At 64.1% G+C, this 25661-nt stretch carries 18 protein-coding genes; 13 read left to right on the top strand and 5 right to left on the bottom strand.

Annotated elements, in window-relative coordinates; all coding sequences use genetic code 11:
* The first annotated feature begins 102 nt into the window (after window positions 1–102).
* Window positions 103–1563, top strand: a complete 1461-nt coding sequence (gene rfaE1, locus I55_RS19715) for a D-glycero-beta-D-manno-heptose-7-phosphate kinase (protein ID WP_376739204.1) — start codon at window positions 103–105, stop codon at window positions 1561–1563.
* A 120-nt stretch (window positions 1564–1683) separates the two neighbouring features.
* A complete protein-coding gene (rfaD, locus tag I55_RS19710) occupies window positions 1684–2670 on the top strand; it encodes an ADP-glyceromanno-heptose 6-epimerase (RefSeq protein ID WP_044562283.1) in 987 nt (328 codons plus the stop codon).
* Window positions 2671–2739: 69 nt separating this feature from the next.
* Here the strand turns inward: rfaD and I55_RS19705 are convergent, their stop codons facing one another.
* The gene (locus I55_RS19705) at window positions 2740–3663 is read right to left on the bottom strand and encodes an alpha/beta fold hydrolase (protein WP_049974303.1); all 924 of its coding nucleotides are present in this window, start codon (window positions 3661–3663) and stop codon (window positions 2740–2742) included.
* A 701-nt stretch (window positions 3664–4364) separates the two neighbouring features.
* Between I55_RS19705 and I55_RS19700 the strand changes: the two genes are divergently transcribed.
* The 3 genes from I55_RS19700 to mmsB are packed head-to-tail and all read left to right on the top strand — an operon-like array spanning window position 4365 to window position 7962.
* On the top strand, window positions 4365–5858 hold the full coding sequence (locus I55_RS19700; protein WP_044562282.1) for an aldehyde dehydrogenase family protein: 1494 nt from the start codon (window positions 4365–4367) through the stop codon (window positions 5856–5858).
* 41 nt (window positions 5859–5899) lie between these two features.
* Complete coding sequence (locus I55_RS19695) at window positions 5900–7042, top strand: acyl-CoA dehydrogenase family protein (RefSeq protein WP_044562281.1); 1143 nt, start codon at window positions 5900–5902, stop codon at window positions 7040–7042.
* 29 nt (window positions 7043–7071) lie between these two features.
* On the top strand, window positions 7072–7962 hold the full coding sequence (mmsB, locus tag I55_RS19690) for a 3-hydroxyisobutyrate dehydrogenase (protein ID WP_044562298.1): 891 nt from the start codon (window positions 7072–7074) through the stop codon (window positions 7960–7962).
* Window positions 7963–8006: 44 nt separating this feature from the next.
* Here the strand turns inward: mmsB and I55_RS19685 are convergent, their stop codons facing one another.
* From I55_RS19685 to I55_RS19675, 3 genes are read right to left on the bottom strand one after another with little or no spacing between them, the layout of a single operon-like run.
* Window positions 8007–8720: a nucleotidyltransferase family protein gene (locus I55_RS19685; protein WP_049974302.1), complete on the bottom strand. Its 714-nt coding sequence runs from the start codon at window positions 8718–8720 to the stop codon at window positions 8007–8009.
* Window positions 8717–9247 carry an SIS domain-containing protein gene (locus I55_RS19680; RefSeq protein WP_376739205.1) on the bottom strand — a complete coding sequence of 177 codons (531 nt, stop codon included), beginning with the start codon at window positions 9245–9247 and terminating at the stop codon, window positions 8717–8719. Before I55_RS19680 ends, I55_RS19685 begins: the two co-directional genes overlap by 4 nt.
* Before the next feature lie 53 nt (window positions 9248–9300).
* The gene (locus I55_RS19675; RefSeq protein ID WP_044562279.1) at window positions 9301–10359 is read right to left on the bottom strand and encodes a dehydrogenase; all 1059 of its coding nucleotides are present in this window, start codon (window positions 10357–10359) and stop codon (window positions 9301–9303) included.
* A gap of 417 nt (window positions 10360–10776) precedes the next feature.
* Here I55_RS19675 and I55_RS34910 point away from each other — a divergent pair, with 417 nt between their 5' ends.
* The 8 genes from I55_RS34910 (at window position 10777) to I55_RS19635 (ending at window position 23212) form a co-directional block, all read left to right on the top strand.
* Entirely contained in the window at window positions 10777–15393 is a 4617-nt protein-coding gene (locus tag I55_RS34910; RefSeq protein WP_083901265.1) for a glycosyltransferase, read from the top strand.
* A 261-nt stretch (window positions 15394–15654) separates the two neighbouring features.
* On the top strand, window positions 15655–16431 hold the full coding sequence (gene rfbF / locus I55_RS19665; protein ID WP_044562278.1) for a glucose-1-phosphate cytidylyltransferase: 777 nt from the start codon (window positions 15655–15657) through the stop codon (window positions 16429–16431).
* Entirely contained in the window at window positions 16428–17510 is a 1083-nt protein-coding gene (gene rfbG, locus I55_RS19660) for a CDP-glucose 4,6-dehydratase (RefSeq protein WP_252181217.1), read from the top strand. The genes rfbF and rfbG overlap by 4 nt, the downstream gene beginning before the upstream one ends.
* Before the next feature lie 45 nt (window positions 17511–17555).
* Window positions 17556–18884, top strand: a complete 1329-nt coding sequence (gene rfbH, locus I55_RS19655) for a lipopolysaccharide biosynthesis protein RfbH (RefSeq protein ID WP_044562276.1) — start codon at window positions 17556–17558, stop codon at window positions 18882–18884.
* Between the two features lie 27 nt (window positions 18885–18911).
* Window positions 18912–19832, top strand: a complete 921-nt coding sequence (locus tag I55_RS19650; protein WP_044562275.1) for an NAD(P)-dependent oxidoreductase — start codon at window positions 18912–18914, stop codon at window positions 19830–19832.
* Window positions 19825–20325 carry a GtrA family protein gene (locus I55_RS19645; RefSeq protein ID WP_083901263.1) on the top strand — a complete coding sequence of 167 codons (501 nt, stop codon included), beginning with the start codon at window positions 19825–19827 and terminating at the stop codon, window positions 20323–20325. The genes I55_RS19650 and I55_RS19645 overlap by 8 nt, the downstream gene beginning before the upstream one ends.
* Window positions 20322–21317 (top strand): glycosyltransferase family 2 protein, encoded by a 996-nt coding sequence (locus tag I55_RS19640; RefSeq protein WP_044562274.1) that lies wholly within the window; start codon window positions 20322–20324, stop codon window positions 21315–21317. The genes I55_RS19645 and I55_RS19640 overlap by 4 nt, the downstream gene beginning before the upstream one ends.
* A gap of 140 nt (window positions 21318–21457) precedes the next feature.
* The gene (locus I55_RS19635; RefSeq protein WP_044562273.1) at window positions 21458–23212 is read left to right on the top strand and encodes a thiamine pyrophosphate-binding protein; all 1755 of its coding nucleotides are present in this window, start codon (window positions 21458–21460) and stop codon (window positions 23210–23212) included.
* Window positions 23213–23401: 189 nt separating this feature from the next.
* Here the strand turns inward: I55_RS19635 and I55_RS19630 are convergent, their stop codons facing one another.
* Window positions 23402–25219 carry a hypothetical protein gene (locus I55_RS19630; RefSeq protein ID WP_148293849.1) on the bottom strand — a complete coding sequence of 606 codons (1818 nt, stop codon included), beginning with the start codon at window positions 25217–25219 and terminating at the stop codon, window positions 23402–23404.
* Window positions 25220–25661 lie beyond the last annotated feature (442 nt).

Genomic DNA, 25661 nt, shown 5'->3' with positions numbered 1-25661 from the left:
AGGGGCGCCCGCCCGGTTGGCACCCGCCGTGGGCGGTGTGCTAGGGTGGGATGCATATGTGGCGTTGTTCTGAGCTAGGGATGGAAAATGCCATGAACCGCTTTGCCGGTTTGGATTTCCCCGGTGGAAACCCTCACGGGGGGCCGTGTCATGGTCATCGGCGATGTCATGCTGGATCGCTTCGTGCGCGGCAAGTTCGGGCGCATCTCGCCCGAGGCGCCGGTGCCCGTGCTGCGCAACGCGCAGGAGGACGTGATGCTGGGTGGCGCCGGCAACGTGGTGCGCAACATCACCGCCCTGGGCGGCCACGTGGTGTTCGGCGGAGTCATCGGCGGCGATGCCACCGGCGTGCGCGTCAGCCAGCTGGTGGCGGCCGACGCCCAGGTCACCTCCATCCTTCAGGTGGACGTCCGGCGCCGCACTTCGGAAAAGACGCGCTTCGTGGCCGATGGCCATCACCTGCTGCGCTCCGACTGGGATAGCGAGGAGGCGGTGGCGGCGGACACCCATCGCGGCCTGGTGACGGCCACGGCCGCCCATCTGGACAGCGTCGACGTCGTCATCCTGTCCGACTATGGCAAGGGCGTCTTCACCCCGTCCGTGCTGAAGGAACTGATCGGCCTGGCGCGTGAGGCGGGCAAGCCGGTGATCGTCGATCCCAAGAGTGCTGACTATTCCATCTACCGCGGCGCCACCCTGGTCACGCCCAACCGGGCGGAGCTGGCGCTGGCCGTGGGCCACAGCCCGCGCACGACGGAGGAGATCGTGGCCGCCGCCGGCACCCTGATGCGGGACCATGGCATCGAGGGCATGCTGATCACCCGCAGCGAGGAGGGCATGACCCTGGTGCGGGGCGACGGCACGTCCCTGAACGTCCAGGCGGAGGCCAAGGAGGTCTTCGACGTCTCCGGCGCGGGCGACACGGTGGTGTCGGTCATCGCGTCCGCTTTGGCCACCGGCGCGGACATCGGTGACGCGGTGCAGCTGGCCAACGTCGCCGCCGGCCTGGTGGTGGCCAAGGTGGGCACGGCCGTGGTCAGCCCGGCCGAACTGCTGCACGCGCTGGCGGAGCAGGATGACCGCCAGAGCCTGTCCAAGCTGCTGGGCGGCGCGGAGCTGCGGGAGCAGATCGCGCGGTGGCGCCGCCTGGGGCTGAAGGTCGGCTTCACCAACGGCTGTTTCGACCTGATCCACCCCGGCCATGTGCAGCTGCTGGCGGCCGCCCGGGCCACCTGCGACCGTCTGATCGTCGGCCTCAACTCCGACGCTTCGGTGCGCCGCCTGAAGGGTCCGGAGCGGCCCATCCAGGACGAACGCTCGCGGGCCATCGTGCTGGCGGCCTTCGGCTCGGTCGATGCCGTGGCCCTGTTCGAGGATGATACGCCCCTGGCCTTGATTACCGAGGTGATGCCCGACGTGCTGATCAAGGGGGCGGACTACACCATCGACCAGGTGGTGGGCGCCGACGTGGTGCAGGCCAATGGCGGCCGCGTGGCCCTGGTGGACCTGGTGCCCAACCAGAGCACCACCGGCATCGCCAGGCGCATACGGGTGCCGGGCTGATCCATCCCTCCCTGACCCGCGTTCGGGACGGCTTGTCCTTGGGGACGGGGTCCCCTATCAAGCTCCTGTCCATCCCCTGGCAACGGGGCGGGCGCGGATTTTTCGTGTGGGAAACAGCGCATGATCATCGTGACCGGCGGTGCCGGCTTCATCGGCTCCAATCTTGTCGCCGGCCTGGAGCGGCGGGGCCTGGGCCCGATCGTCGTGGTCGACCGCCTGCGCCAGGGCGACAAATGGCGCAATATCGCCAAGCGCAACCTGCATGACCTGGTGACGCCGGAACAGTTGCCGGAATTCCTGGACCGCAACGGCGACGCGGTGGAGATCATCTTCCACATGGGCGCCATTTCGGCGACCACGGAGACGGACGCCGACCGGGTGGTGGAGAACAATTTCCGCCTGACGCTGGACCTGTGGTCGTGGTGCGCCGCCCAGGGCGTGCGCCTGGTCTACGCCTCCTCCGCCGCCACCTATGGCGATGGCGCCCAGGGTTTCGACGACGACTCTTCCGCCCAGGCGCTGGCCGCCCTGCGGCCGCTGAACCCCTATGGTTGGTCCAAGCACCTGCTGGACCGGCGGGTGCGGGCGGCGCTGGACCAGGCGGTGCCGCGGCCGCCCCAGCAGGTGGGCCTGAAGTTCTTCAACGTCTACGGCCCCAACGAGTACCACAAGGGCGGCATGCGCTCCCTCGCGGCCAAGCTCCATCCCCAGATCGTGGCGGGGGAGCCGGCGCGCCTGTTCGCCTCCGACCGGCCGGATTACCCCAACGGCGGCCAGATGCGCGACTTCATCTGGGTGGGGGATGCCGTCGACGTCATGCTGTGGCTGTATGACAACCCCGGCGTCAACGGCCTGTTCAACCTGGGTACCGGCAAGGCGCGCAGCTGGAACGACCTGGCCCACGCCCTGTTCGCCGCCATCGGGCGGGCGCCGCGCATCGACTATATACCCATGCCGGACCATCTGAAGGGCAAGTACCAGTACTACACCCAGGCGGAGATGGGCCGCCTGCGCGCCGCCGGCTACGACCGCCCCTTCACCGAGCTGGAGGAAGGGATCCGCCGCTACGTCCAGGACCACATGGGGACGCCGGATCCGTATGTGTGATGGTGGTGCGTGTTATTGGCGGCGCGGGATTTCGCCCTGTGCCGTGGAGACCCACGACCGCCCGCGCCCTCAGCCGCCCAGCTTCCGCAGCCAGTTGATCACCGCCGCCTCCAGCGCGATGCGGTGGTCGGACCAGCCGTGGTCGGTGGCGGCGTGGCCGGTGGTGATCCCCGTGCCGCCATGGGCGCGTATGCTGGCCACCAGGGCGTCGGTGTGGCTGGCCAGGCCGTCGTCCGAGGTCAGGGCCAGCAGGGGCGTGCCGGCCAGGGCGGGGGCCAGGGGCCCGGTGGCGAAGGCCTCGGCATGGGTTTCCAGGTCCTTGGCCATGCTTTCCGCCGTGACGCCGTCCAGCGCCTCGCGGTTGTCCGCCGTCAGCGCCACCAGCTTGTCATGGGGCAGGTGGGCGACGATGCCCATGTCACCCATGGAAATCAGGATCAGGCCGGCCAGCTTGCCGTCCTTGGCCGCGGCCTGGGTGGCGGCCCAGGCGCCCATGCTGTGCCCGGCGATGACCAGGTGCCAGGTGTCGATGCCCAGGTCCTGGGCATGGGCGGGATCGCGCAGATAGGCCAGGGCGGCGGCCGCGTCCTCCGGATTGTTGGCGAAGCGGAAGCTGCCCGGGCTGCCCCAGGATCCGCGATAGTTCATGGTGACCACGTTCCAGCCGGCGCGCCGCACCGCCTGGGCCAGGTCCAGGTTCTTTTCATTGCCGGGCAGGCCGTGCAGCAGCAGCAGGGTGGGATGGGGGCCGGCCCCCGCCGCCAGATAGGCCACGCCGTTGATCTCCACCGGGTGGCCGCTGCGGGCGCCGGTGGGGATGTGCAGCACCGCCATGCGGGCGGGGTGCTGGGGATCGGGGGTGGGGTCGGTGCCGATGGCGGCCGGGACGGTCTGGGTGGCCAGGTCGATGACGCCCGCCGGCGCCTTGGCCCAGGTGGTTGAGGCGCAGAGGGCCGCCGCCAGGGCGGCGGTGGCGAACAGATGCCGACGCATGGTTGTACAGTCCCCGATGTTTTCCCCGGCGCCATCCTGGCGTATCGGATGCCGCAAGGGAATCAGGAACTTGGGCTCCAAGACGCGGGCAAAAAAGAAGCCGGGGCGACGCGCGCCCCGGCTTGGGGAGATAAGACCCTGGGAACGGGAGGGTTCTCACAGGGCCATCGGGTAACCCCTGCCGGACCATGAGCGGGCCTCTGCAGGACTTGCCAGATGCGATCTGCCGGCGGGCCGGCGAAACTCGGGCGATGGGGAACCAGAAGGTGGCAGGCGGTCAGCCGTGCCGGGCGCGTCCCTCGGGGTGCGCCGCATCTTCGGGTGTTCCGTTCCCCATCTTGTCGAACGGCCCTGAGGCCGTGCGTTGGGATAAGTAATATTTATATCCCGCCGTGTCGTCAAGCGACTTTTGTTAGCGGTAACAAATTTTAATGGCGTTACATGAAGGGGCGTTCCGGCCCCTCCTGACCCGGCCGGGCCTATGCCTTTGGGATCGCCGGTTTCCCTTGTGCCGATTTTCGTAAGCCCAGCCATCACGGCATGGGCATTTCCGCACAGCCATGGCGCGCACTTGCGCCTATGTCGCGCGGGGTGTTCCCCTGGATACTGACCTGCTTCGCGGCCGGCCGCCCTATGTGTCGGTATGATGCCGCCCCTGACTGGGTGGCCCCGTGAGGCATGAACAAACCGGAGTGAAGCCCATGAGCATCCTGACCCCGCAGCTTGACCCCCATGCCCTGGCCGCTGAGCTGTCGGGCAAGCAGCTGATCGGCGGCCAACTGGTGGCCGGTGCCTCGGGCCGGACCTTCGATGTCGTCAATCCGGCGAAGGGCGAGGTCATGGGCCGCGCCGCCTATGGCCAGGCGGCGGACGTGGATGCCGCCGTGGCCGCGGCCGTGCAGGCTGGTGTGGCATGGAAGGCCACACCAGCGCGGGAGCGGGGCCGTTTGGTCGCGGAATGCGGCCGGTTGCTGGCGGCGCATACGGAGGAACTGGCCCGCCTGGTGGCGCTGGAGACGGGCAAGGCCCTGCGCACCGAAAGCCGGGTCGAGGCGGGGGTGCTGGCCGACGCCTTCACCTTCTACGGCGGCCTGGGCGGTGAGTTGAAGGGCGAGACGGTGCCCTTCAATCCCAAGATGCTGACCTTGACCGTGCGTGAGCCGCTGGGCGTGGTCGGCGCCATCATCCCCTGGAACGTGCCCATGATGCTGATGGCGCTGAAGATCGCGCCGGCGCTGGTGGCGGGCAACACCGTGGTGGTGAAGTCGGCGGAGGAGGCGCCCTTTGCCGTGCTGCGCGCCTGCCAGATCATGGCCCAGGTGCTGCCGGCGGGCGTGCTGAACATCCTCTCCGGCTTCGGCCCCGATTGCGGCGCGCCGCTGGTGGCCCATCCCAAGGTGGCCAAGGTCACCTTCACCGGCTCGGTGGAGACCGGCCGCATCGTCAGCCGTGCGGCGGCCGACAAGCTGATCCCCGTGACCCTGGAACTGGGCGGCAAGAGCCCCATGATCGTGATGGGCGACGCCGACCTCGACCAGGCGGTGGCCGGTGCGGTCAGCGGCATGCGTTTCACCCGCCAGGGGCAAAGCTGCACCGCCGCCAGCCGTATCTTCGTGCACGACAGCCTGCACGACGCCTTCGTTTCCGCCTTGAAGGCCAAGGTGGACGCCATGGTCATGGGCGACCCGCTGGATGAGAGGACGGACATCGGCACCATCGTCTCACCGCAGCAGTTCGACCGCGTGCAGGGCTATATCGCGGAGGGCAAGCGCACGGCCGGCGCCACCGCGCACGAGTGTTCGGCCCTGCCCACCGATGCCGCGCTGGCCCGGGGCCTCTACGTCCGCCCCGTCATCTTCACCGGCATGACCAACGACAGCCGCCTGGCGCGGGAGGAGATCTTCGGCCCCGTCACCTGCGTCATCCGCTTCACGGAGTATGAGGACGTGATCGCCCAGGCCAATGACAGCGAGTTCGGCCTGGCCGCCACCATCTGGACCCGTGACCTGAAGACGGCGCTGGACGCCACCCAGCGCCTGCAGGCCGGCCTGGTGCAGGTGAACCAGAACCTGGTGGTGCAGCCCAACCTGTCCTACGGCGGGGTCAAGTCCTCCGGCCTGGGCAAGGAGGCGACCCTGGAGGCCATGCTGGAGCACTTCACCCACAAGAAGACCATCATGCTGAACATGGCCTGACGCCAGGCCGCCTTAAGAACAAGAACCGGGAGGACTGGCCCATGGACTTCAACCTGACGGAGGAGCAGGGGGCGTTCCGCGACATGGCGCGGGACTTCGCCGCCGAGCATCTGGCCCCCCATGCCGCCGAGTGGGACGAGAAGGAGATCTTCCCCCTCGACGCGCTGCGCGCCGCAGCGGCCCTGGGCATGGGCGGGCTCTATTGCGGGGAGGAGCATGGCGGCTCCGGCCTCACCCGCCTGGACGCGGCCCTGTTGTTCGAAGAGCTGTCGGCCGGCTGCGTCGCCACGGCGGCCTTCCTCTCCATCCACAACATGGCGGCGTGGATGATAGATCGTTTCGGGAAAGACATGATCAGGGCCAGGTACCTGCCGGGCCTGATGACCATGGACAGCGTGGCCAGCTATTGCCTGACGGAGCCGGGGTCCGGGTCCGACGCCGCCGCCTTGCGCACCAAGGCGGTGCGCGACGGGGACCATTACGTGCTGAACGGCTCCAAGGCCTTCATCTCTGGCGCCGGCGTCTCCGACCTCTACGTCGTCATGGTGCGCACCGGCGGTCCTGGCCCCAAGGGCATCTCGGCGCTGGTGGTGGAAAAGGGCACGCCCGGCCTCAGCTTCGGCAAGAAAGAGAAGAAGATGGGCTGGAACTGCCAGCCCACCGCCCAGGTGATCTTCGAGGACGCCCGTGTGCCGGTGGAGAACCGGCTGGGGGATGAGGGGGCGGGCTTCGGCATCGCCATGAAGGGACTGGACGGCGGCCGCATCAACATCGCCTCCTGCTCCCTGGGTGGCGCCCGCGCCTGCCTGGAGCTCGCCACCCGCTACATGGGTGAGCGCGAGGCCTTTGGCCGCAAGTTGGCGGATTTCCAGGCCCTGCAGTTCCGTCTGGCCGACATGGCGACGGAGTTGGAGGCCGCCCGTCTCATGGTGCATCGCGCGGCCGCCGCCCTCGATGCCGGCGATGCGGAGGCCACCACCTGGTGCGCCATGGCCAAGCGCTTCGCCACCGACGTGGGCTTCCAGGTGTGCAATGAGGCGCTGCAGCTGCACGGCGGCTACGGCTACATCCGCGAATACCCGCTGGAACGCTATCTGCGCGATGTCCGGGTGCACCAGATCCTGGAAGGCACCAATGAGATCATGCGCCTGATCATCGCCCGCCGCCTGCTGGCGATGGGTTGAAGAATAATCATTACGGGAGAGGAATGACCATGAGCCGCATCGCGTTCATCGGCTTGGGCAACATGGGCCTGCCCATGGCCCGCAACCTGTTGAAGGCCGGGCACACCGTCGTGGGCTTCGACCTGGCGCCGCAGTCCCTGGCGGCGCTGGCCGAGGCCGGCGGCACCATCGCCGGTTCCGTCGGCGACGCGGCGCGAGGGGCGGAGGTGGTGGTGACCATGCTCCCGGCCGGCCGTCACGTGCGCAGTGTTTATGAGGACGCGGGCAACGTCTTCGACACGGCCGCCCCGGGCGCCTTGTTCATCGACAGCTCCACCATCGATGTCGACAGCGCCCGTGCCGTGGCCGCCGCCGCCGCCGCGCGCGGCTTCGTCCTGGTGGACGCCCCCGTCTCCGGCGGGACCGGCGGTGCCGCCGCCGGCACGCTGACCTTCATGGTCGGCGGCACGGAGGAGGCGGTGGAACGGGCGCGTCCCTATCTGGCGCAGATGGGCAAGACCGTGGTGCACACCGGCGGCCCCGGCACCGGCCAGGCGGCCAAGATCTGCAACAACATGATCCTGGGCATCACCATGATCGGCGTGTCGGAAGCCTTCGCCCTTGCCGACAAGCTGGGCCTGGACCGGCAGAAGCTGTTCGACGTCAGTTCGACCTCCTCCGGCCAGTGCTGGTCGCTCACCACCTACTGCCCGGTGCCCGGCCCCGTGCCCACCTCGCCCGCCAACCGCGACTACGCCCCCGGCTTCGCCGTCGACATGATGCTGAAGGATCTGAAGCTGGCCCAAGCGGCGGCCGCGTCCAGCGGGGCCGCCACGCCTATGGGCGCCAACGCCGCCGCGCTGTACGCCCTGTTCTCCGCTGCAGGCAACGGCCACCTGGACTTCTCGGCCATCGTGAAGATGCTGGGTGGCGGCAAGTAGGTTCCACGGGGGCCAGCCCCGTCGGGACCGCCGCCGGGGCGCCCTTACCGGTGGCGCAGGGCCTTCAATTCGGGAATGCGCGTCTGGGAATGGGCGTAGTCTTCCGGAATGCCGATGTCGATGAAGTCGCCGCGCACCGGCACGGCCGCCACCCTCAGCTCCGACAGGCGTGGCTGCAGGAAGTCTGTCTCGATGGAGAACCGTTCCGGCAGGGGCCAGCGGTCCAGCAGCGACCGCCGGAACAGATAGGCGCCGGCGTTGACGGCCCCCGGCCGCCCCGGCGCCTTTTCCCGGAAGCCGGCCAGCCGGCCGTCGGTGATGTCCACCAGCCCGTAGCGCCCGCAATCATCCACATGGCAGACGGCCATGGCCATGTCGGTCGCCGGATCGCCCAACGCCGCTTCCATGCCATCGGCCGGCAGGTCGAAATAGGTGTCGCCGTTCAGCGCGAAGAAGGCTTCGCTCACCGTCAGGCGGGCGGCTTGCCAGATGGCACCGCCGGTGCCCAGCGCGTCCTCCTCCACGGCATAGTGGATGGCCATGCCGGCGAAGCTGTCGCCGTAGGTGGCGGTCACCTTGTCGTGCATGTAGCCCACCGCCAGCACGACCCGGGTGAAGCCTTGGTCGGCCAACTGCTCCAGCTGCCAGGTCAGGAACGGGCGGCCGGCGACCGCGGCCAGCGACTTGGGCAGATCGCTGACCACGGAGCGCAGGCGTGTGCCCAGCCCGCCCGCCAGGATGACCGCTTCGCGCATCATGCCGCCTTGGGGAAGATGCGCTGCTCGATCAGGCCGCAGATCATGTGGCCCAGGGCCTCATGGCCCTCCTGGATGCGCGGCGTGTGGGTGGATGGGATGCGCAGGCAATGATCGCACAGCGTCAGCATGTCGCCGCCGGTGGCGCCGGTGAAGCCCACGGTCTTGACCCCCCGCTCCTTGCAGGCGGCCAGGGCCCGCACGATGTTCTTGGACCGGCCCGAGGTGGAGAGCGCGAAGAACACGTCGCCCTCCCGACCCAGCGCCTCGATCTGGCGGGCGAAGCTGTAGTCGTAGCCGTAGTCGTTGCCGATGGCCGTCAGGATGGAGGTGTCGGTGGTCAGGGCGATGGCGGCCAAGCCCGGCCGGTCATAGTTGAAGCGGCTGACCAGTTCGCCCGCCCAATGCTGCGCGTCGGCGGCGCTGCCGCCGTTGCCGGCGAACAGGATCTTGTTGCCGGCCTGAAGCGCGGCGACGCTCAGATCCACGACATCGGCGACGCGCTGGCACAGGTCGCGGTCCGCCTGCATGGCCTGCAGCACCTGGATGGTGGCGCCCAGTTCCCCTTGGATCGCTTCGATCATCACGCTCTCCACGCTTTCGCCCCTTCGGAAGTGAAATAACAGGCGGACGCCGTGCCGCCGAACCGCTCCAACGCCTTGATGACCTTTTGCCGGCATTCGGGCGGCGCCAGGAAGAACATGAAACCGCCACCACCGGCGCCCGACATCTTGCCCGCGAAGGCCCCGGCCTCGCGCGCCGCCTGGTCGACGGCGTCGATGTTGGAATTGGAGATGGATTTGGCGCTGCGCTTCTTAGCTTCCCAGCCCGCCTGCAGGGCGCGGCCCAGGGCTGGGACGTCGCCGCGCAGCAGATGCTCCTTCATGGCCACCGCCTCACGCCGCAGGGCGTGCATGGCGTCGATGGAGGCCTGCTGGCCGGTTTCGACGTTGCTGACCTGCTCGGCGATGATGTTGGCGGATTCGCGGGAAACGCCGGTGAAGTACAGCACCAGGGACGATTCCAGTTCGCTGACGATCCAGTCCTTGACCCGCAGCGGGTTCACGATCACCCGGTCCTCGGCATAGAACTCCATGAAATTGAAGCCGCCGAAGGTGGCCGCGTACTGGTCCTGCTTGCCGCCCTTCAGGCCCAGGTCCTTGCGCTCGATGATATAGGCCAGGTGGGCCACGTCGTATTCGCCCAGTGGCAGGGCGAAGGCTTCCACGAAAGCCTGGACCATGGTCACCACCAGGGTCGAGGACGAGCCCAGGCCGGAACCGGCGACGGCGTCCGAACTGGTGCGCAGCCGCAGCGAGAGGGGGGCGCCGCCCAGATAGTCGGTGACGATGCGGTTGTACACCGCCTTGTGCAAATCCAGCTTGCCGTCCGGTACCAGATGGGGCGCGGTGTCGTAGGTCGTCGTCTCGTCCCGGTCCAGCGCCTCGAAAACGATCTTGCCGTCACCCCTCATTTCCAGCGTCGCGTATGAGTACTTGGAAATGGTGACGTTCAGGATGGCGCCGGTATGCAGATCGCAGTAAGGCGAGACGTCCGTGCCACCGCCGGCCAAGCCCAGGCGCAGCGGCGCGCGGGCGCGCACCAGGGTGCCGGTCTTGGGCTGATGACGGGTCGTTAACATGGTACCCCCTCTAAATCTATTACGAGAGAATATCGCAATTCCATGACTCAATGCAGGAAGGGCATTGATCAGCTGGCATAATGTGCCGGCCACTGGACAGAATCGATTGGCAACCTCTGCCGCTCATACTCTATCGGTTCAACGAATGCATCCAAATTATAAATGGTCGCCGCCACCGGCCATTCGCTGGTCGGGATGGCAAGCCCCAGGGGTATGGCCGCCCCATCTCCGATGGACAGGCATGGAAAAATGGCTGGTGCCCATGGACTGTTGACCGCATGATATGCAAGCGATACTACGCGGGGGAACGGCGTAGCTATTTTTGTGTCTGGGGGATGTGTTGACGCATTGATGGGGTTTGTTGCCGCCGAATCGAAATATTTCGTTTCATAAACCTGAAATAGCTGGATTGTGATAATGGCTTCTTTGGAAGATACTGTTGGTTTTGGCATTTCTTCTGCTGTTTCGCAGGATCCGGTGAAGACGACGGTGAAGCCCGCAGCCGCGAAATCACAGCCACGCATCGGGAACAGGTCGGCCTTCAGGTTTCCGGCGCCCAAAGCCGCAATGGAGTTTACGGGCGAACGCTATGTTTCCGGGCTCGTCGGAGATATCCAGCACGAGCATTACCACCGTTATCTTTTCGCGCTTTCATTCTGTGCGAACAAGGACGTGTTGGATATCGCCAGTGGCGAGGGCTACGGCAGCTCTCTTCTTGGGCAGGTGGCGCGCTCCGTCATCGGTGTCGACATCGACCGGGAGGCGGTGGAATTCGCCAACTTAAATTACCTGACCGAGCGCGTGTCCTATCGGCAGGGTGACGCCGCGGCCTTGCCCATTGATGATCAATCGGTCGACATCGTCGTCAGTTTCGAAACGCTGGAGCATTTCACCGCCCAGGAAGCCTTCCTGGCGGAGGTGAGCCGTGTCCTGCGGCCGGGTGGCATGCTGGTCATTTCCTCTCCCAACCGGGATGTCTATACGGACCAGCACGACCACCATAATCCATTCCATTTCCGGGAGCTGAATCGGCAAGAGTTCTTGACGCTGCTGCGAACCGGCTTCCCGCACGTGGCGCTATTCGAACAGCGTTCGCTCTGGGGCTCCGTCATCATGGGCGAGGGGGAAACGGTCCCGGCCAGCGTCGAGGGTTTTGAGACCCGGGACGGTATCCTGTTCCAGCGCACCATTGGCGTTCCCAGCACGCCCTATTACATCGCGGTCGCGGCTCAAGCGCCGCTGCCGCCGCTTTCCCATAGCATCATGCATTCCCCCACCCATTTCTTCGCGTTGGACCGCGCGCGCATGGACGCCGAGGAAACGCTGGTGGACGCGCGGAAGGAGATCGCGCGCCTGAACGCTGAGATTGCGGACATACAGCGTGTCGACCAGGCGGAGGTGGACCGGCTAAACACCCATATTGATGAAATCAACGACACGTCCCGCTCAGAAATCGAGCGTCTTAACGCGGAGTTGACCGCCAGCCAGCAAACGGGGCAGGCGGAGGTGGACCGTCTGAATTCCCATTTGGAGGAGGTCCATGCCTCCTATCGGGCGGAGATCGCGCGCCTCAATACTGAGCTGACGGCGAGCCAGGGCCGAGGGGAGGCCGAAATTGCGCGGCTAAATTCCGATCTGGAGGAGGTCCATGCCTCCTATCGGGCGGAGATCGCGCGCCTCAATACTGAGCTGACGGCGAGCCAGGGCCGAGGGGAGGCCGAAATTGCGCGGCTAAATTCCGATCTGGAGGAGGTCCATGCCTCCTATCGGGCGGAGATCGCGCGCCTCAATACGGAGCTGACGGCGAGCCAGGGCCGAGGCGGGGCCGAAATTGCGCCGCTGAATACCCATCTGGAAGAGGTCCATGCCTCTTATCAGGCGGAGATCGCGCGCCTCAATACGGAGCTGACGGCGAGCCAGAGCCGAGGGGAGGCCGAAATCGCCCGGCTTAACGCCCTTCTGGTGGAGGCTCACACCTCTTATCAGGCGGAACTGGCGGCTGTCCGGGATTCTCTTCAGGCGGAAATCGACCGCCTGATCGACGAACTGTCGAAGAGCCAGCGGGAAGGCCAGACGGCGGCCGCCCAGCTGAAAGACCATCTCGATGAAATCCATGCGGCCTACCAGGCGGAAATCGCGCGGATCAATGAGACATTGGCGGCGAGCCAGCGAACCTCCCAACCCGATCCCGATCAGCTGAATGCGCATATCGCCGAGGTTCATGCCACCCACCAGGCGGAAATCGCGCGCGTCACCGCGGAGTTGATGGCCAGCCAGCAGAACGGCCAGGAGGAGATCGATCGCCTGACGGCGGAAATCAAGGCGCTCTATCTCTCATACCAGGCGCGTATAGCGGAACTGGAGAGTGAGGTCGATGCCGCGCGCATGGCCGGCGCGCAGGCGGAACTGAGCCGCAGTTCCGCCGAGATTGAGCAGTTGCGCCTGATCCTAGATGAAACTCAGCGTGGCAATCAGGCGGAGATACAGCGCCTGCAGCTTCAACTGGCGGATGCGGAAGCGGCGCGCCAAGCCATGTTGGCCCAACTCGTGGCGGACTGGGATGCGGAAGTGCAACGGCTGGATCAGCACTATGCTGATCGGCTGGTTGATGCGGCGCGATCTGAAACCGCCCTGTTCGATGCCCTTGCAAGTGAGCGCCAGGCCCTGGCCTTGGCCCGGCTGCAGGTCGATCAGATGTACCGGTCCAGTTCCTGGCGCTTGACTCTGCCCTGGCGGGTGGTCGGGCGCCTGGTGAAAGGGGACATCAGTGGGTTGAAGCGGCTTTATGCCGCGAAGATGGCGCCGCGGGGGCCGGCGGCAGTCGAGGCTCCGCCCGCTGCTACGTTCCAGCCCGAGCCGGTGTTGCAGCGCCTCGAAGCAAATTTCCTAGAGGTGTGTGGCGCGCAACGTCAGGAGTTGAACCAGCTGCGCGGCGAGCGGGCCGGTATGGCGGAGGCGATTCATAGCCTTGCTGCGGAGAACGCTGCCCTTCGCGACATTCGAATGGAATGGGAGCAACAGCAGGTCGAGGTGGCAAACCTGCAGGCCAGGTTGGAGGATCTGCAGAACATCGTCCACCTGTCCAGTGTCGCTGCCGGCCTCCGCCTGTCTGACAGCGCTCAGCCGCTGGTATCCGTCATCATCCCCACCTATGGCAAGGTCGACTACACGCTGCGGTGCCTGGCATCCATCATGAAGTATCCGGCGGCGGCGCCCATCGAGGTGATCGTCATCGACGATGCTTCTGGTGACCCGGCGCTGCCTTATCTGCGCGGAATTCCAGGGCTGCGTTTCATTGAAAATACGGAGAACCTGGGCTTCATCGGCAATTGCAACAAGGCGGCGGGCCAGGCACGGGGGCAATACTTCCATTTCCTCAACAACGATACCGAGGTGACCGACGGGTGGCTGGATCCGCTGCTGCGCACCTTCGATCTCCATCCAGACGCGGCGATCGTGGGGTCCAAGCTGATTTACCCGGATGGCCAGCTGCAGGAAGCCGGGGGCATCATCTGGAAGGACGGTTCCGGCTGGAACTATGGCCGCAATGGCGACCCGTCACTGCCCCAATACAACTATACCCGTGAGGTCGATTACTGCTCCGGCGCATCCATCCTGGTGGATGCCGCCTTTTTCAAGGCGGTGGGCGGCTTCGATCCGGCCTATTCACCGGCCTATTGCGAGGACTCCGACCTGGCGTTCAAGGCCCGCGCCGGCGGGCGCAAGGTCTACTATCAGCCCCGCTCCACCGTCGTTCACTACGAAGGGGTGTCGCATGGGACGGACACGGGCTCGGGCATCAAGGCCTACCAGGTGGCGAACCAGCGGCGCCTGCTGCGGACCTGGGGCAAGACCCTGCAGAAGGAAAATCTGTCCAACGGCGAAAACGTCTTCCGGGCCCGCGAACGCAGTTTCGATCGCAAGATCGTCCTGGTCATCGATCACTATCTGCCCGAACCGGATCGCGATGCCGGCTCGCGGACGGTGTTCGCCTTCCTGGAGGTCCTGCTGGAAGCGGGATACGGCGTGAAGTTCCTGCCTGAGAACGGCTACATGAGTTCGCGTTATGCTCCCCCTTTGCAGGACAGGGGTATCGAAATCCTCTATGGTGCCCTGGCCACGCCCGAGGGCTTCCAGGGGTGGCTGGCGGAAAATGGTCGCCAGCTGCACGCCGTCCTCACCAGCCGGCCGCCGACGACCTTGAAGTACCTGCACATCGTCAAGGCGCATACGGCGGCGCGGGTGGTCTACTACGGACACGATCTCCATTATCGTCGCCTCGCCCTGGAGTATGCGCGCACCGGCGACACCGCGGTTCACTTGGCCTCCATTCAGTCGGAATTGCAGGAAAAGACGATCTGGACGCAGGTTGACTGCGCCCTCTATCCGTCTATCGATGAGGTGACGTTGGCGACGGCCCAGCTGCCGGCGGCAACGGTCCGATTGGTGGCGCCCTATATCGTCGACCCGGTGGAAGGCGCCGGCGCTGGTTTCGACGATCGGTCGGGCCTCCTGTTCGTCGCCGGCTTCGCCCATACCCCCAATGTCGATGCGGCCTTGTGGCTGGTGAATGAGATCATGCCCCTGGTCTGGGCGTCATTGCCGGACCTCGTCCTGTCCCTCGTGGGGTCGCATCCCACCGCGGCGGTTCAGGCACTGGCATCGGACCGCGTCAAGGTGACAGGTTGGGTCAGCGCCGAGGAACTGGAACAGCATTACGCCCGGGCGCGAGTCGCCGTCGTACCGCTGCGTGTGGGAGCCGGCATTAAGTCGAAGGTGGTGGAGGCGTTACAGCACGGCGTGCCGCTGGTGACCACCTCGGTGGGCGCGCAGGGCCTCGCCGGCCTGGAGCAGGTTTGCACCGTTATCGACGATGCGGCGGATGTGGCGCGGGGGGTTGTGGCGCTGTTGTCTGACCCAACCGCGTGGGAACGGCAGGCGGCGGCTCAGCCGGGCTTCGCCCATGCCAATTTCTCGCGGGAAACCATGCGCCGACAGCTGGTAGGGGCCATTGACGGAACCCCGGTTGAGTGAGTGGCCGGCCGAGTGATAGATTGACTGGGGCCGGACAATACTTTATCGGAAAGCGGCTAGATTGTCCGTATATCTCTCACGCTGAGGCGGTTTAATTTTTTTGGGTTGACGCCAGGTAAAAGCTGAATGCTGACGGCGGATTTCGATGGAGACGGTACTTGAGCTTGCGGGAAAGTTAGGGTGAACGGAGCGTCTGGAAAATCGCAACCCGACGTGAAACCAGTACCAAAACCATTGCCACTAAATTGGAAAGATTTCTCCATGAAGGTTGTCATTCTAGCCGGTGGTTTAGGCACGCGTATTTCCGAAGAGTCTTCAGTGCGCCCGAAGCCGATGATCGAAATCGGTGGCCGGCCCATTCTTTGGCATATTATGAAGATTTATTCGGCTCATGGGTTTAATGATTTTGTCATTTGTCTTGGCTACAAAGGATATGTAGTCAAAGAGTATTTCTCGAATTACTTCCTCCATATGGCCGACGTGACCTTCAATATGGAAGGGAATCGAATGGAAGTGCATCGCGAGACGGCCGAGCCGTGGCGCGTGACGTTGGTGGAAACCGGGGCCAGCACCAATACCGGCGGTCGCCTGAAGCGTGTCGCGCCTTATGTCGCCAACGAGCCTTACTTTGCCCTGACCTATGGTGACGGCGTTTCAGATATCGACATCACCGCCCTGAAGGCCTTTCATGAGGGGCATGGCAAACTGGCGACCGTGGCCGCCGTGCGCCCGCCCAACCGTTTCGGTGTGCTGGACATCGATGACCAGTCGCAGGTGCTGTCGTTCCGGGAAAAGCCCGTGAACGAGGTCGGCTGGATCAACGGCGGCTTCTTCCTGCTGTCGCCCAAGGTGATCGACCTGGTTGAGGGCGATGCGACCATATGGGAGCGGGAGCCGCTGGAGACCCTGGCGGGGCAGCGCCAGCTGAACGCCTTCTATCATGAGGGCTTCTGGCAGCCGATGGATACCCTGCGGGACAAGAACTACCTGGAAGAGCGTTGGGCGTCGGGCAAGGCGGAATGGAAGGTATGGTCGTGAACCTGCGTTCTGTTTGGGGTGGTCGTCGGGTTTTCCTGACGGGCCATACCGGCTTCAAGGGCAGCTGGATGAGTTTATGGCTGTCAGCGCTGGGCGCCAAGGTGACGGGGTATTCCCTGACCCCGCCTACCACGCCCAGCCTGTTCGAGCTGGCCAACGTCGCCGACGGCATGGACAGCGTCATCGGTGACATTCGCGATCTCGCGGCCATGGAGGCCGCGTTCCAGCGGGCACGGCCGGAAGTCGTCATCCATATGGCGGCCCAGCCGCTGGTGCGCGCGTCCTATGGTGACCCGCTGGGTACCTACTCGACCAACGTGATGGGGACGGCCAACCTATTGGACGTGGTGCGCCGGTCCACCGGGGTGAAGGCTGTCGTCGCCATCACCAGTGACAAGTGCTACGAGAACCGCGAGCAGATCTGGGGCTACCGTGAACACGACCCCATGGGTGGCCACGACCCCTACAGCAACAGCAAGGGGTGTTCCGAGCTGGTGGTTTCGGCCTTCCGCGATTCGTATTTCAAGAAGGCGGAGTCCTCCGTGGCGCTGGCCTCGGTGCGGGCCGGCAACGTGATTGGCGGCGGCGACTGGGCGATGGACCGTCTGGTGCCGGATGCCGTGCGCGCCTTCATGGACGGCCGTCCGCTGGAAATCCGCAATCCTGGCGCCGTGCGGCCATGGCAGCATGTGCTGGAGCCGCTCTACGGCTATCTGCTGCTGGCGGGGCTGCTGTTGGGCGACAATGGGGCCGATTTCGCGGAAGGTTGGAATTTTGGTCCGGGCAGCGACAGCAATCAGCCGGTCTCCTCGATCGTGGATGCGGCGGTGGCGTCTTGGGGCGATGGCGCCGCCTGGCGGCAGGTCGGTGATCCGGCCGGTCTGCATGAAGCCCATTTCCTGCACCTGGATTGCACAAAGTCCAAGGTGCGGCTGGGCTGGACGCCGGTTTACGACTATCGCCGGGCCGTGGCATTGACGGTGGAATGGTTCAAGGCCTATCAGGCGGGCGCTGACATGCGCGCGGTGACCCTACGGCAGATCGACGCGTATATGAGCCAATCAGGTCAAGCGCTCTGATCTTTTTCTTAATGTTATGTTCTCGAAGTATGAAAGGTTGGGGTAATGTCAGTGGACGCATCCAAGGAAAAGGCTCAGGCCCTGCGTGAGCAGATCATGGGATTGGTCAGCGAATATTATGACCTTATGCACAAGCCCGCGCCTTTCGTATCCGGTACTTCGTCCGTCCCGGTATCCGGGCGGGTGTACGATGCTCATGACATGCAGAGCCTGGTCGACAGCGCCCTGGATTTCTGGCTGACCACCGGCCGCTTTAACGATGCCTTCGAGGCGCGCCTGGGCGAGGTGTTGCAGCGCAAGCACGTCTTAACCGTTAATTCCGGTTCGTCCGCCAACCTGGTGGCGTTCTCGGCCCTGACATCTCACTTGCTGAAGGACCGGGCACTGAAGCCGGGTGACGAGGTCATCACCTGCGCCACCGGTTTCCCCACCACGGTCAACCCGGCGCTGCAGTACGGCCTGACGCCCGTCTTCGTCGATATCGACATCCCGACCTATAATATCGATCCCCGCCAGATTGAGGCGGCGGTCAGCGACCGCACCCGGGCCATCATGGTCGCCCACACCCTGGGCAACCCCTTCGACTTGGATGTGGTCATGGAGGTCGCGCGCAAGCATAACCTCTGGGTCATCGAGGACTGCTGCGACGCCCTGGGCGCCACGTACCGGGACAAGCTGGTCGGCACCTTCGGCGACATCGGCACCCTCAGCTTCTACCCCGCCCATCACATCACCATGGGTGAGGGTGGCGCCGTCTTCACCGACCGTCCGCTGCTGCGCCGCGCCATGGAATCCGTGCGCGACTGGGGCCGCGACTGCTACTGCCCGCCGGGTAAGGACAACACCTGCGGAAAGCGTTTCCAATGGCAGCTGGGCGAACTGCCGACGGGCTACGACCACAAGTACATCTATTCCCATATCGGCTATAATCTGAAGATCACCGACATGCAGGCCGCCGTGGGCCTGTCGCAGCTGGATCACCTGGACGGCTTCATCGCCGCCCGTCGACGCAACTTCAATCAGTTGAAGCAGGGGCTGGCCGATCTGCAGGATGTCCTGATCCTGCCGGAAGCCACGCCGCACTCCAACCCGTCCTGGTTCGGCTTCCCCATCACCGTGCGCGAAAACGCGGCATTCGACCGCCGTGCCTTGGTGATGCACCTGGATGCCCACCGCATCGGCACGCGCCAGCTGTTCGGCGGCAACCTGCTGCGCCAGCCCTATATGGCGGGGCGCCCGCGCCGGGTGGTTGGCGAACTGACCAACAGCGATGTGGTGATGAACGGGACGTTCTGGATCGGCGTCTATCCGGGCCTGGGCGAACCGGCCATCGACTACGTCGTCGATACCATCCGGTCCTTCGTGCGCCGCTAACGGGCATCCCTCGGAAAGGATTTCCTCGTGCGCATCGCCATCACGGGGGCCAGTGGCTTCCTTGGATTGCCCACCGCCCGGTTGCTCGTGGACCGGGGCCATACGGTGGCGGCCATGGTGCGCTCAAGTGCCAGGCCGCTGCCCGGCCTGGAGGGGCGGGTTTCCCTCATCGAAGGGGCGCTGGAGGCGGTGGCGGACCTGGAGGGTTCGTTGACGTCCTTCCAGCCCGACGTCGTCATCCACAGCGGCTGGGCGGGTGTGGGCGGGGCTGACCGGGACCGCACCGCCCAGCTGCACAACATCACCGCCGCTGGTGATCTGGCGGCCATGGCTGGCCGGGCCGGTGCGCGCTGTTTCATCGGCATCGGCTCGCAGGCCGAATATGGACCGGCCAACCGCCGGGTGGACGAGGGTCAGCCTCCCCACCCCACCACGCTCTACGGGGTCGCCAAGCTGGCTTCCGCCCTGGCGACGGAGCGCATCTGCCGACAGGCCGGCATGCGCTGGGCGTGGTTGCGCGTGTTTTCGCTGTTCGGGCCGCGGGACAACCCCAGTTTCATGATTCCATCCTTGATCGAACGCATCCGCCAGGGGCAGTCGCCGCCGCTGACGGGGTGTGAGCAGCGCTGGGACTATCTGTTCGTCGATGACGCCGCCGCGGCCATCGTCGCCGTGGCGGAGAGTGGCGATGCGGATGGCGTCTTCAATCTGGGCGCCGGCGATGCCCCACCGTTGATCGAGACCATCAGCCGGATCCGTGATCTCATCAACCCGGCGGTACGCTTGGGGGTGGGGGAGATACCCTACCGACCGGACCAGGTCATGCATCTTGAAGCGGATGTTTCGCGCCTGATCGCGGCGACCGGTTGGCGCCCCCGGACGTCATTGGCCGACGGCCTGGGTGCCACCGTCGCGTGGCATCTCCAGCGGGCAGCGCAGGATGGGTAACGAGGATGTGGGCCTCCAGGGTGTGGATGTGAGCAGGCCTTCGGCGAAATGGACGATTCCGCCGGCCTTGCTTCGGCGGCTGCCCGCGCAAATCCGTACCCTGCTGGCCGATGAAGCCAAGAGCCGGCAACTTCTTGAATTCATCCGCTTCGTCATTGTGGGTATCGGGAACACCCTGTTTGGCTATGCCATCTTCGCGGTGCTGATGCTGACGCTGGGCGATCATCGGATGGCCTTGGCGATTGCGACGGTCGTGGGCGTGCTGTTCAATTTCATGACGACCGGTCGTATTGTCTTCGGCAGTCGTCAAATGCACCGCCTCCCATTCTTCATTGGCGGCTATGCGGTTTGCTTTGTTATCAATTTGTGGGCGTTGGACTTTCTGGACCACAGCGGAGTGCCGGCGATCTGGGGGCAGTTGGTTTTGCTGCCGGCAATGGTGGTCCTGTCTTTCTGCATCAATAAATTTCTCGTTTTTAGGGGCATCCGGTGAAAAAAATCTCCGTCGTCACTCCCTGCTATAACGAAGAGGAAAACATCGCCGAATGTTATTCGGTGGTGAAGGAGATCTTTGAGAAGCATCTCCCCGGCTATGAGCGGGAACATGTCTTTTGCGACAACGCGTCCACCGACAAGACGCTGGAGATCCTGAAGGGCATCGTCGCCGAGGACACGTGCGCCCGCATCATCGTGAACGCGCGCAACTTCGGGCCCCTGCGCAACAACTATAACGGCGTGATGGCCGCCACGGGTGACGCCGTGCTGCTGTTCCTGCCAGCCGACCTGCAGGATCCGCCTGAGCTGCTGCCTGATTTCGTGAAGCTGTGGGAACAGGGCTACGAGATCGTTTACGGCATTCGTGCCACCCGGGAAGAGGGGTGGCTGATGCGATCGGTGCGGGGCTTCTATTACAACATCCTGACCCGCTTCTCCGAAATCCAGATCCCGCCCGGGGTGGGTGATTTCCAGCTGGCCGACCGCCGGGTGGTGGAAGCGATGCGCCGTATCCGGGACACCTATCCCTTCATGCGCATGATGACCTTCGAATGCGGCGGCCGGGCGGTGGGCATTCCCTATCGCTGGCGCGCCCGCAAACGGGGTTTTTCGAAGAACCGCCTGTCGGCCTTGTTTGACCAGGGCATGAACGGCATCATCTCCTTCACCACCGCGCCCTTGCGGTTCGGCTTGATCACCGGCTTCTGCGCTGCGGCCTTCAGCCTGGTCTACGCCATTACCAACTTCCTCATCGGCATCATCTTCTATCACAAGGTGGCCGAACCTGGGATCCTGACCCTGATCGTCGCGTCCTTCTTCTTTGGCGGCGTGCAGTTGTTCTTCACCGGACTGATTGGTGAATACGTGTTGGCCATCTACAGCCGCGTCCGGGAAAAGCCGGTGGTTTTCGAGCGGGAACGCATCAACTTCTCCGGCGCCACCACAGCGTCGGCGGAGACGGCTACGTCCGACAAGCTGGCGGAAGGCTGACCGGCGGTCCGCTGAAGATGTGGGGCGTCGGGCCCTGCTGTGTTAGACAGGCGATCCATGCGGGATCGCGAAGATTCCGGGGCGCCACAGATCGAACGGCCGCCCGACGGATCAGCAGTATGAGCAGGAGCGCACAAGGCATGACCGGAGCCGAATACATCGCCGCCTTTCTTGCCAGCAAGGGGATCAAGCACGTCTTCCTGATGACGGGCGGTGCTGCGACCTTCATGATCGATGCCATCGGCAATCGGGATGACCTGGAATACATCTGCGTGCAGCATGAGCAGGCGGCGGCCATGGCGGCCGACGCCGTGTGGCGCACGAACGGTACCGTCGGTGTCGCCATGGCCACGTCGGGCCCGGGGGCGACCAACCTGCTGACGGGCATCGCCTGCTCCTACTTCGACTCCATTCCCGCCCTTCACATCACCGGCCAGGTGAATATGAGGGAAAGCAAGATCCTGGGCGGGGCATCGCCTCGGCAGATCGGTTTCCAGGAAACCAAGATCGTCGAGATGGCCCGGCCCATCACCAAGTACGCGGTGCAGGTGCATACGCCGGAGGACCTGCGGGTCGAGTTGGAAAAGGCCTATCAGGAAGCCGTCACCGGTCGCATGGGGCCTGTCCTGATCGACGTGCCCATGGATTTGCAGCAGACCGAGGTGGGCGATCTCCTCCCGGTGGCGCCGGTGCTGGATGCGCTGCCGGCGGATGGGGAGCTGTCCGGTATCGCCGCCGTGATCAATCAGGCCCTGGAGGGCGCTTCCCGCCCCCTGATCTACTGGGGTGCCGGTGTGGGCTTGGCTGGCGTCGGCCCGGAGGTGGAGCAGTGGGTGCGGGCCACGGGCGTGCCCATGGTGTCCAGCTGGAACGGGTCGACCTATTTCGACCATACCATGCCCAACTATTGCGGCACGGTGGGCGTCTACGGCAACCGGGGCGGCAATTTCCTGATCCAGAATTGCGATGTCATGCTGGTGCTGGGCAGCCGCCTGGATAACCGCCAGCGCACCGGCAACACCAAGAACTTCGCGCCCACCGCCCGTGTCATCGTCCTGGACATCGACGTCGAGGAACTGGCGAAGTACAAGAACAACGGCTACGTCACGGCGGCGCTGGACTTCAAGAACCTGCCGGCGGTGCTGGAGCAGGTGCGCATGCCCCGGCCCAGCAACGCTTGGCTGGAGCATGTGGCACTGATGCAGGAACGCTATGTCGGCAAGTGCCAGAGCAGCTATGCCGCCTCCATCGGCAGCCAGTCGCCCTACGACGTCATCCGCCGCGTCAACCAGCTGGTGGATCGCGACGCGGTGATTCCGAACGACACCGGCGCCGCGCTCTGCTGGTTCTTCCAGATTTTCCATCGGACCGGCCAGACCGTCTTCACCGCTGGCGGCAACTCCCCCATGGGGTATTCGCTGCCCGCCGCCATCGGGGCCAAGCTGACGGCGCCCGATCGGCAGGTGGTGTGTTTCTCCGGCGATGGTGGCTTCCAGCTGAACCTGCAGGAACTGCAGACGGTGGTGCACTACAACCTCGACATGACCATCGTGGTCATGAACAACGGCGGTTACGGCATCATCAAGCAGTTCCAGGACGCGTACATGAATGGCCGTTACTACGGCACCGGCACTGGCTATAGCCAGCCGGACTTCGGCAAGATCGCCCATGCCTATGGCATCGAATATCACCGCATCGAACGTCCGGACCAGATCACGCCCGAGATGTTCGCGCCCAAGGGCATCCGTTTCCTGGACATCATCCTGGACGAGCGGACCCAGATCGAACCGAAGGTGGAAATGGGCCGCCCCCTGAACGACCAGTTCCCCTATCTGGACGACGCGGAATGGGCGGAAGGCAACGCCTTCGTGGATTATAAGCGCATGGGGCGCTGATTTGGCCGCCTTCTGTCCCGGTCCATTGAGGCCAGGGGCAGAGGGCCGTCCTGAAGAGTGGAAACCCCGCCGATTTCCGGCGGGGTTTTTCATGGGTGTCAGTCAAGCCAGAGCCGGCGTTGAAACAGGAAGGCCCATCCGGATGGACTGGACGGGACCCGCCAGAGCGGTGGTTCTACCCAGCCCGTCTCAGTTGACGTCCAGGCGTTGGACGATCATGCCCAGTTCACGGGTGTCGCCATTCAGGCCCGCTTCCTTGGGGCTCATGGTGCGGGTGGGCTGGATCTTGACGCCGATAATGGTATTCGGCGGAACCGGGATGCGGTGCAGGACCTGTTGGTCGGCGGCGAAGGTCGCCTTGTAGACGGAGGTGCCGTTGACGAAGACCTCCAGCCCATTGCCATCGGGCATCAATGTCGATGTCACGAAGGTGCTTATGGTCATTTCCCCCGATGAGCCGCTTTTGAAGACGCCCAAGGCGCTGGCTCCGATCCAGCCGTCACCGTACCAGCCTTCACCCAGCTCACCGGTGGCTTTGGTGTGGCCGAAGTCCAGGGACGGGCGATAGGGGCCTAGATTGTGCGCCCGCAGGAAAGCCAAATCCTTCCGGGTTTGGGCCACCGGCCACAGGAACAACGATGTCTCGTCCGGCTTGCCCGGCAGCAGATCCGGGAAATAGGCGTAGGGAACGGCTTGTGCCGTGAACCGATAGATATAAGGCACAGTTCTGATCATGTGCACGTCGGCCATGACCTGCGGCCCGATTATGCCGATGATCGATGCGGCGGCCAGAACCACCGGACCCCGCTCTCCCACCGGCAACGCCGCTTCGCTGTCCGGCCGGTCGGCTAGCAATAGGGCCATGATCCAGAAGGCGCCGATGGCACACAGCTTGTGGTGATAGATGTACCAAGCGCCGGTGCCCCAGGCTGCGCCATTCTCCAGGATATATTCCCACCGCCCGAAGCAGACGATGGCAATGTCGGCTAACCCGTAGACGATCAGAAGGGCCGGGAGGGCGTTGGAGAAGATCGTCCGGCGGGTGTGGAACTTGTAGAGGCCCCACAGGCTCAGCAACAGAACCACCGCGCCGATGACCCGGTAGATGCCGAGGCCGGTGTGCATGTCCTCCAGGGGGCGGTGGCCAATGATGGAGGACCCGAGGGATACGAGGATATAGTCACCGAACAGGACCGGATGGGTCAGACACGACAAGGCGCGAGAGATCAATCCGCTGCCGCCATTTTCTGGCGCGCCTCCGTGAAGTGGCACACCGCCCGGCATCTTCACATATAGTAGCAGGCTAATAAATGTGACGGCGGCCACCAGTGCTTCCGCCCGCCCGCGATTGCCCAGGATGAGGCAGCGGTAGGCAACGAAGGCCAGGGTCGCGATGATCGCGGCGGCACTATAGCCGCTGCCGAAAAGGATGAAGGCCATGAAGGCGGCCGCGATCAGCAGGGCGGTCCGCGTTGCGTTCGGGCCTTGGCGCAGCAGGTGATCCGCGGCCAGGAAATATAGTATTGAGAAAAACAATCCAATGATGACTTGAACCCCCATACCAGTGTCATAGTACTGTATGGGAGACATATTGATCATAGCCATGAACAGGGTCAGAATAAAGAAGCTGACCATATGGCGATTTTGTTTGCCAGTTGTCAGGGAGGCATGATTGGCCACATAGGGAATGAATATGGCGACCATCATCGCCGCATAACATAAGAAGAATATATAATGTTCGATACGTGTATTGAGGCCAAACAGAATAGCGTTCGCCAGGAATATCAGGTTGCAACCAATGACACGATGTTCACCAAACGGGACGGTCAAATCGGCTAGCGTCAGTGTGCCGTCGTAATAGGCCCGTAAATTTGTCAGGAAAAAAAAACTGGTTTGGAAGGGGATGTCGACAGAGGTATTGATGATATAGTAGCTGTAAAGCAAAATGGGGGCAAGTGAGGCAAGGGCACACATATAGACATAAGAAGATTTCTTGTTCATTTTCATGTCAGTCATCGCGGCTGGAAAGCCGTCATCCTTCTTGTGGGTAGAGCCGTCGCTGATGAAATTCTTGCGCCGTGGGCGGGCGGCTGGATGCCATGGGATGGTCTGCGCTATTTACGAGTAGTGGACATCGCGCTGATACCCCCAATGCTTCAGCCGTTGTCAATAACTGAAATTAACCAAAGCCAGTAAAGCCCGACAACGCTATCGGAGTCCGTGGGCGAGGGCAACGAACAATTTCTTCCCGGCTGGTCATGGGAGCATTCGCCATAAGGAATGCCGACGCGCGATGTTGGGTGGCTTTCGGCACCTCGGTTCCAGCAATATGTGCTGGCTATTTAACGCCCTGTTGTTTAGAAAAAACCTGTCCAGGGTGATCATGAATGGGCAGGCTTGTCATGGCACGCGGTGAGTGATTCTGCAACATTTTGAATCAATAATTCAA

Source organism: Azospirillum sp. B4, assembly GCF_000333275.1.
GTDB lineage: Bacteria > Pseudomonadota > Alphaproteobacteria > Azospirillales > Azospirillaceae > Nitrospirillum.
This window is presented reverse-complemented; position numbering and strand designations above follow the sequence as displayed.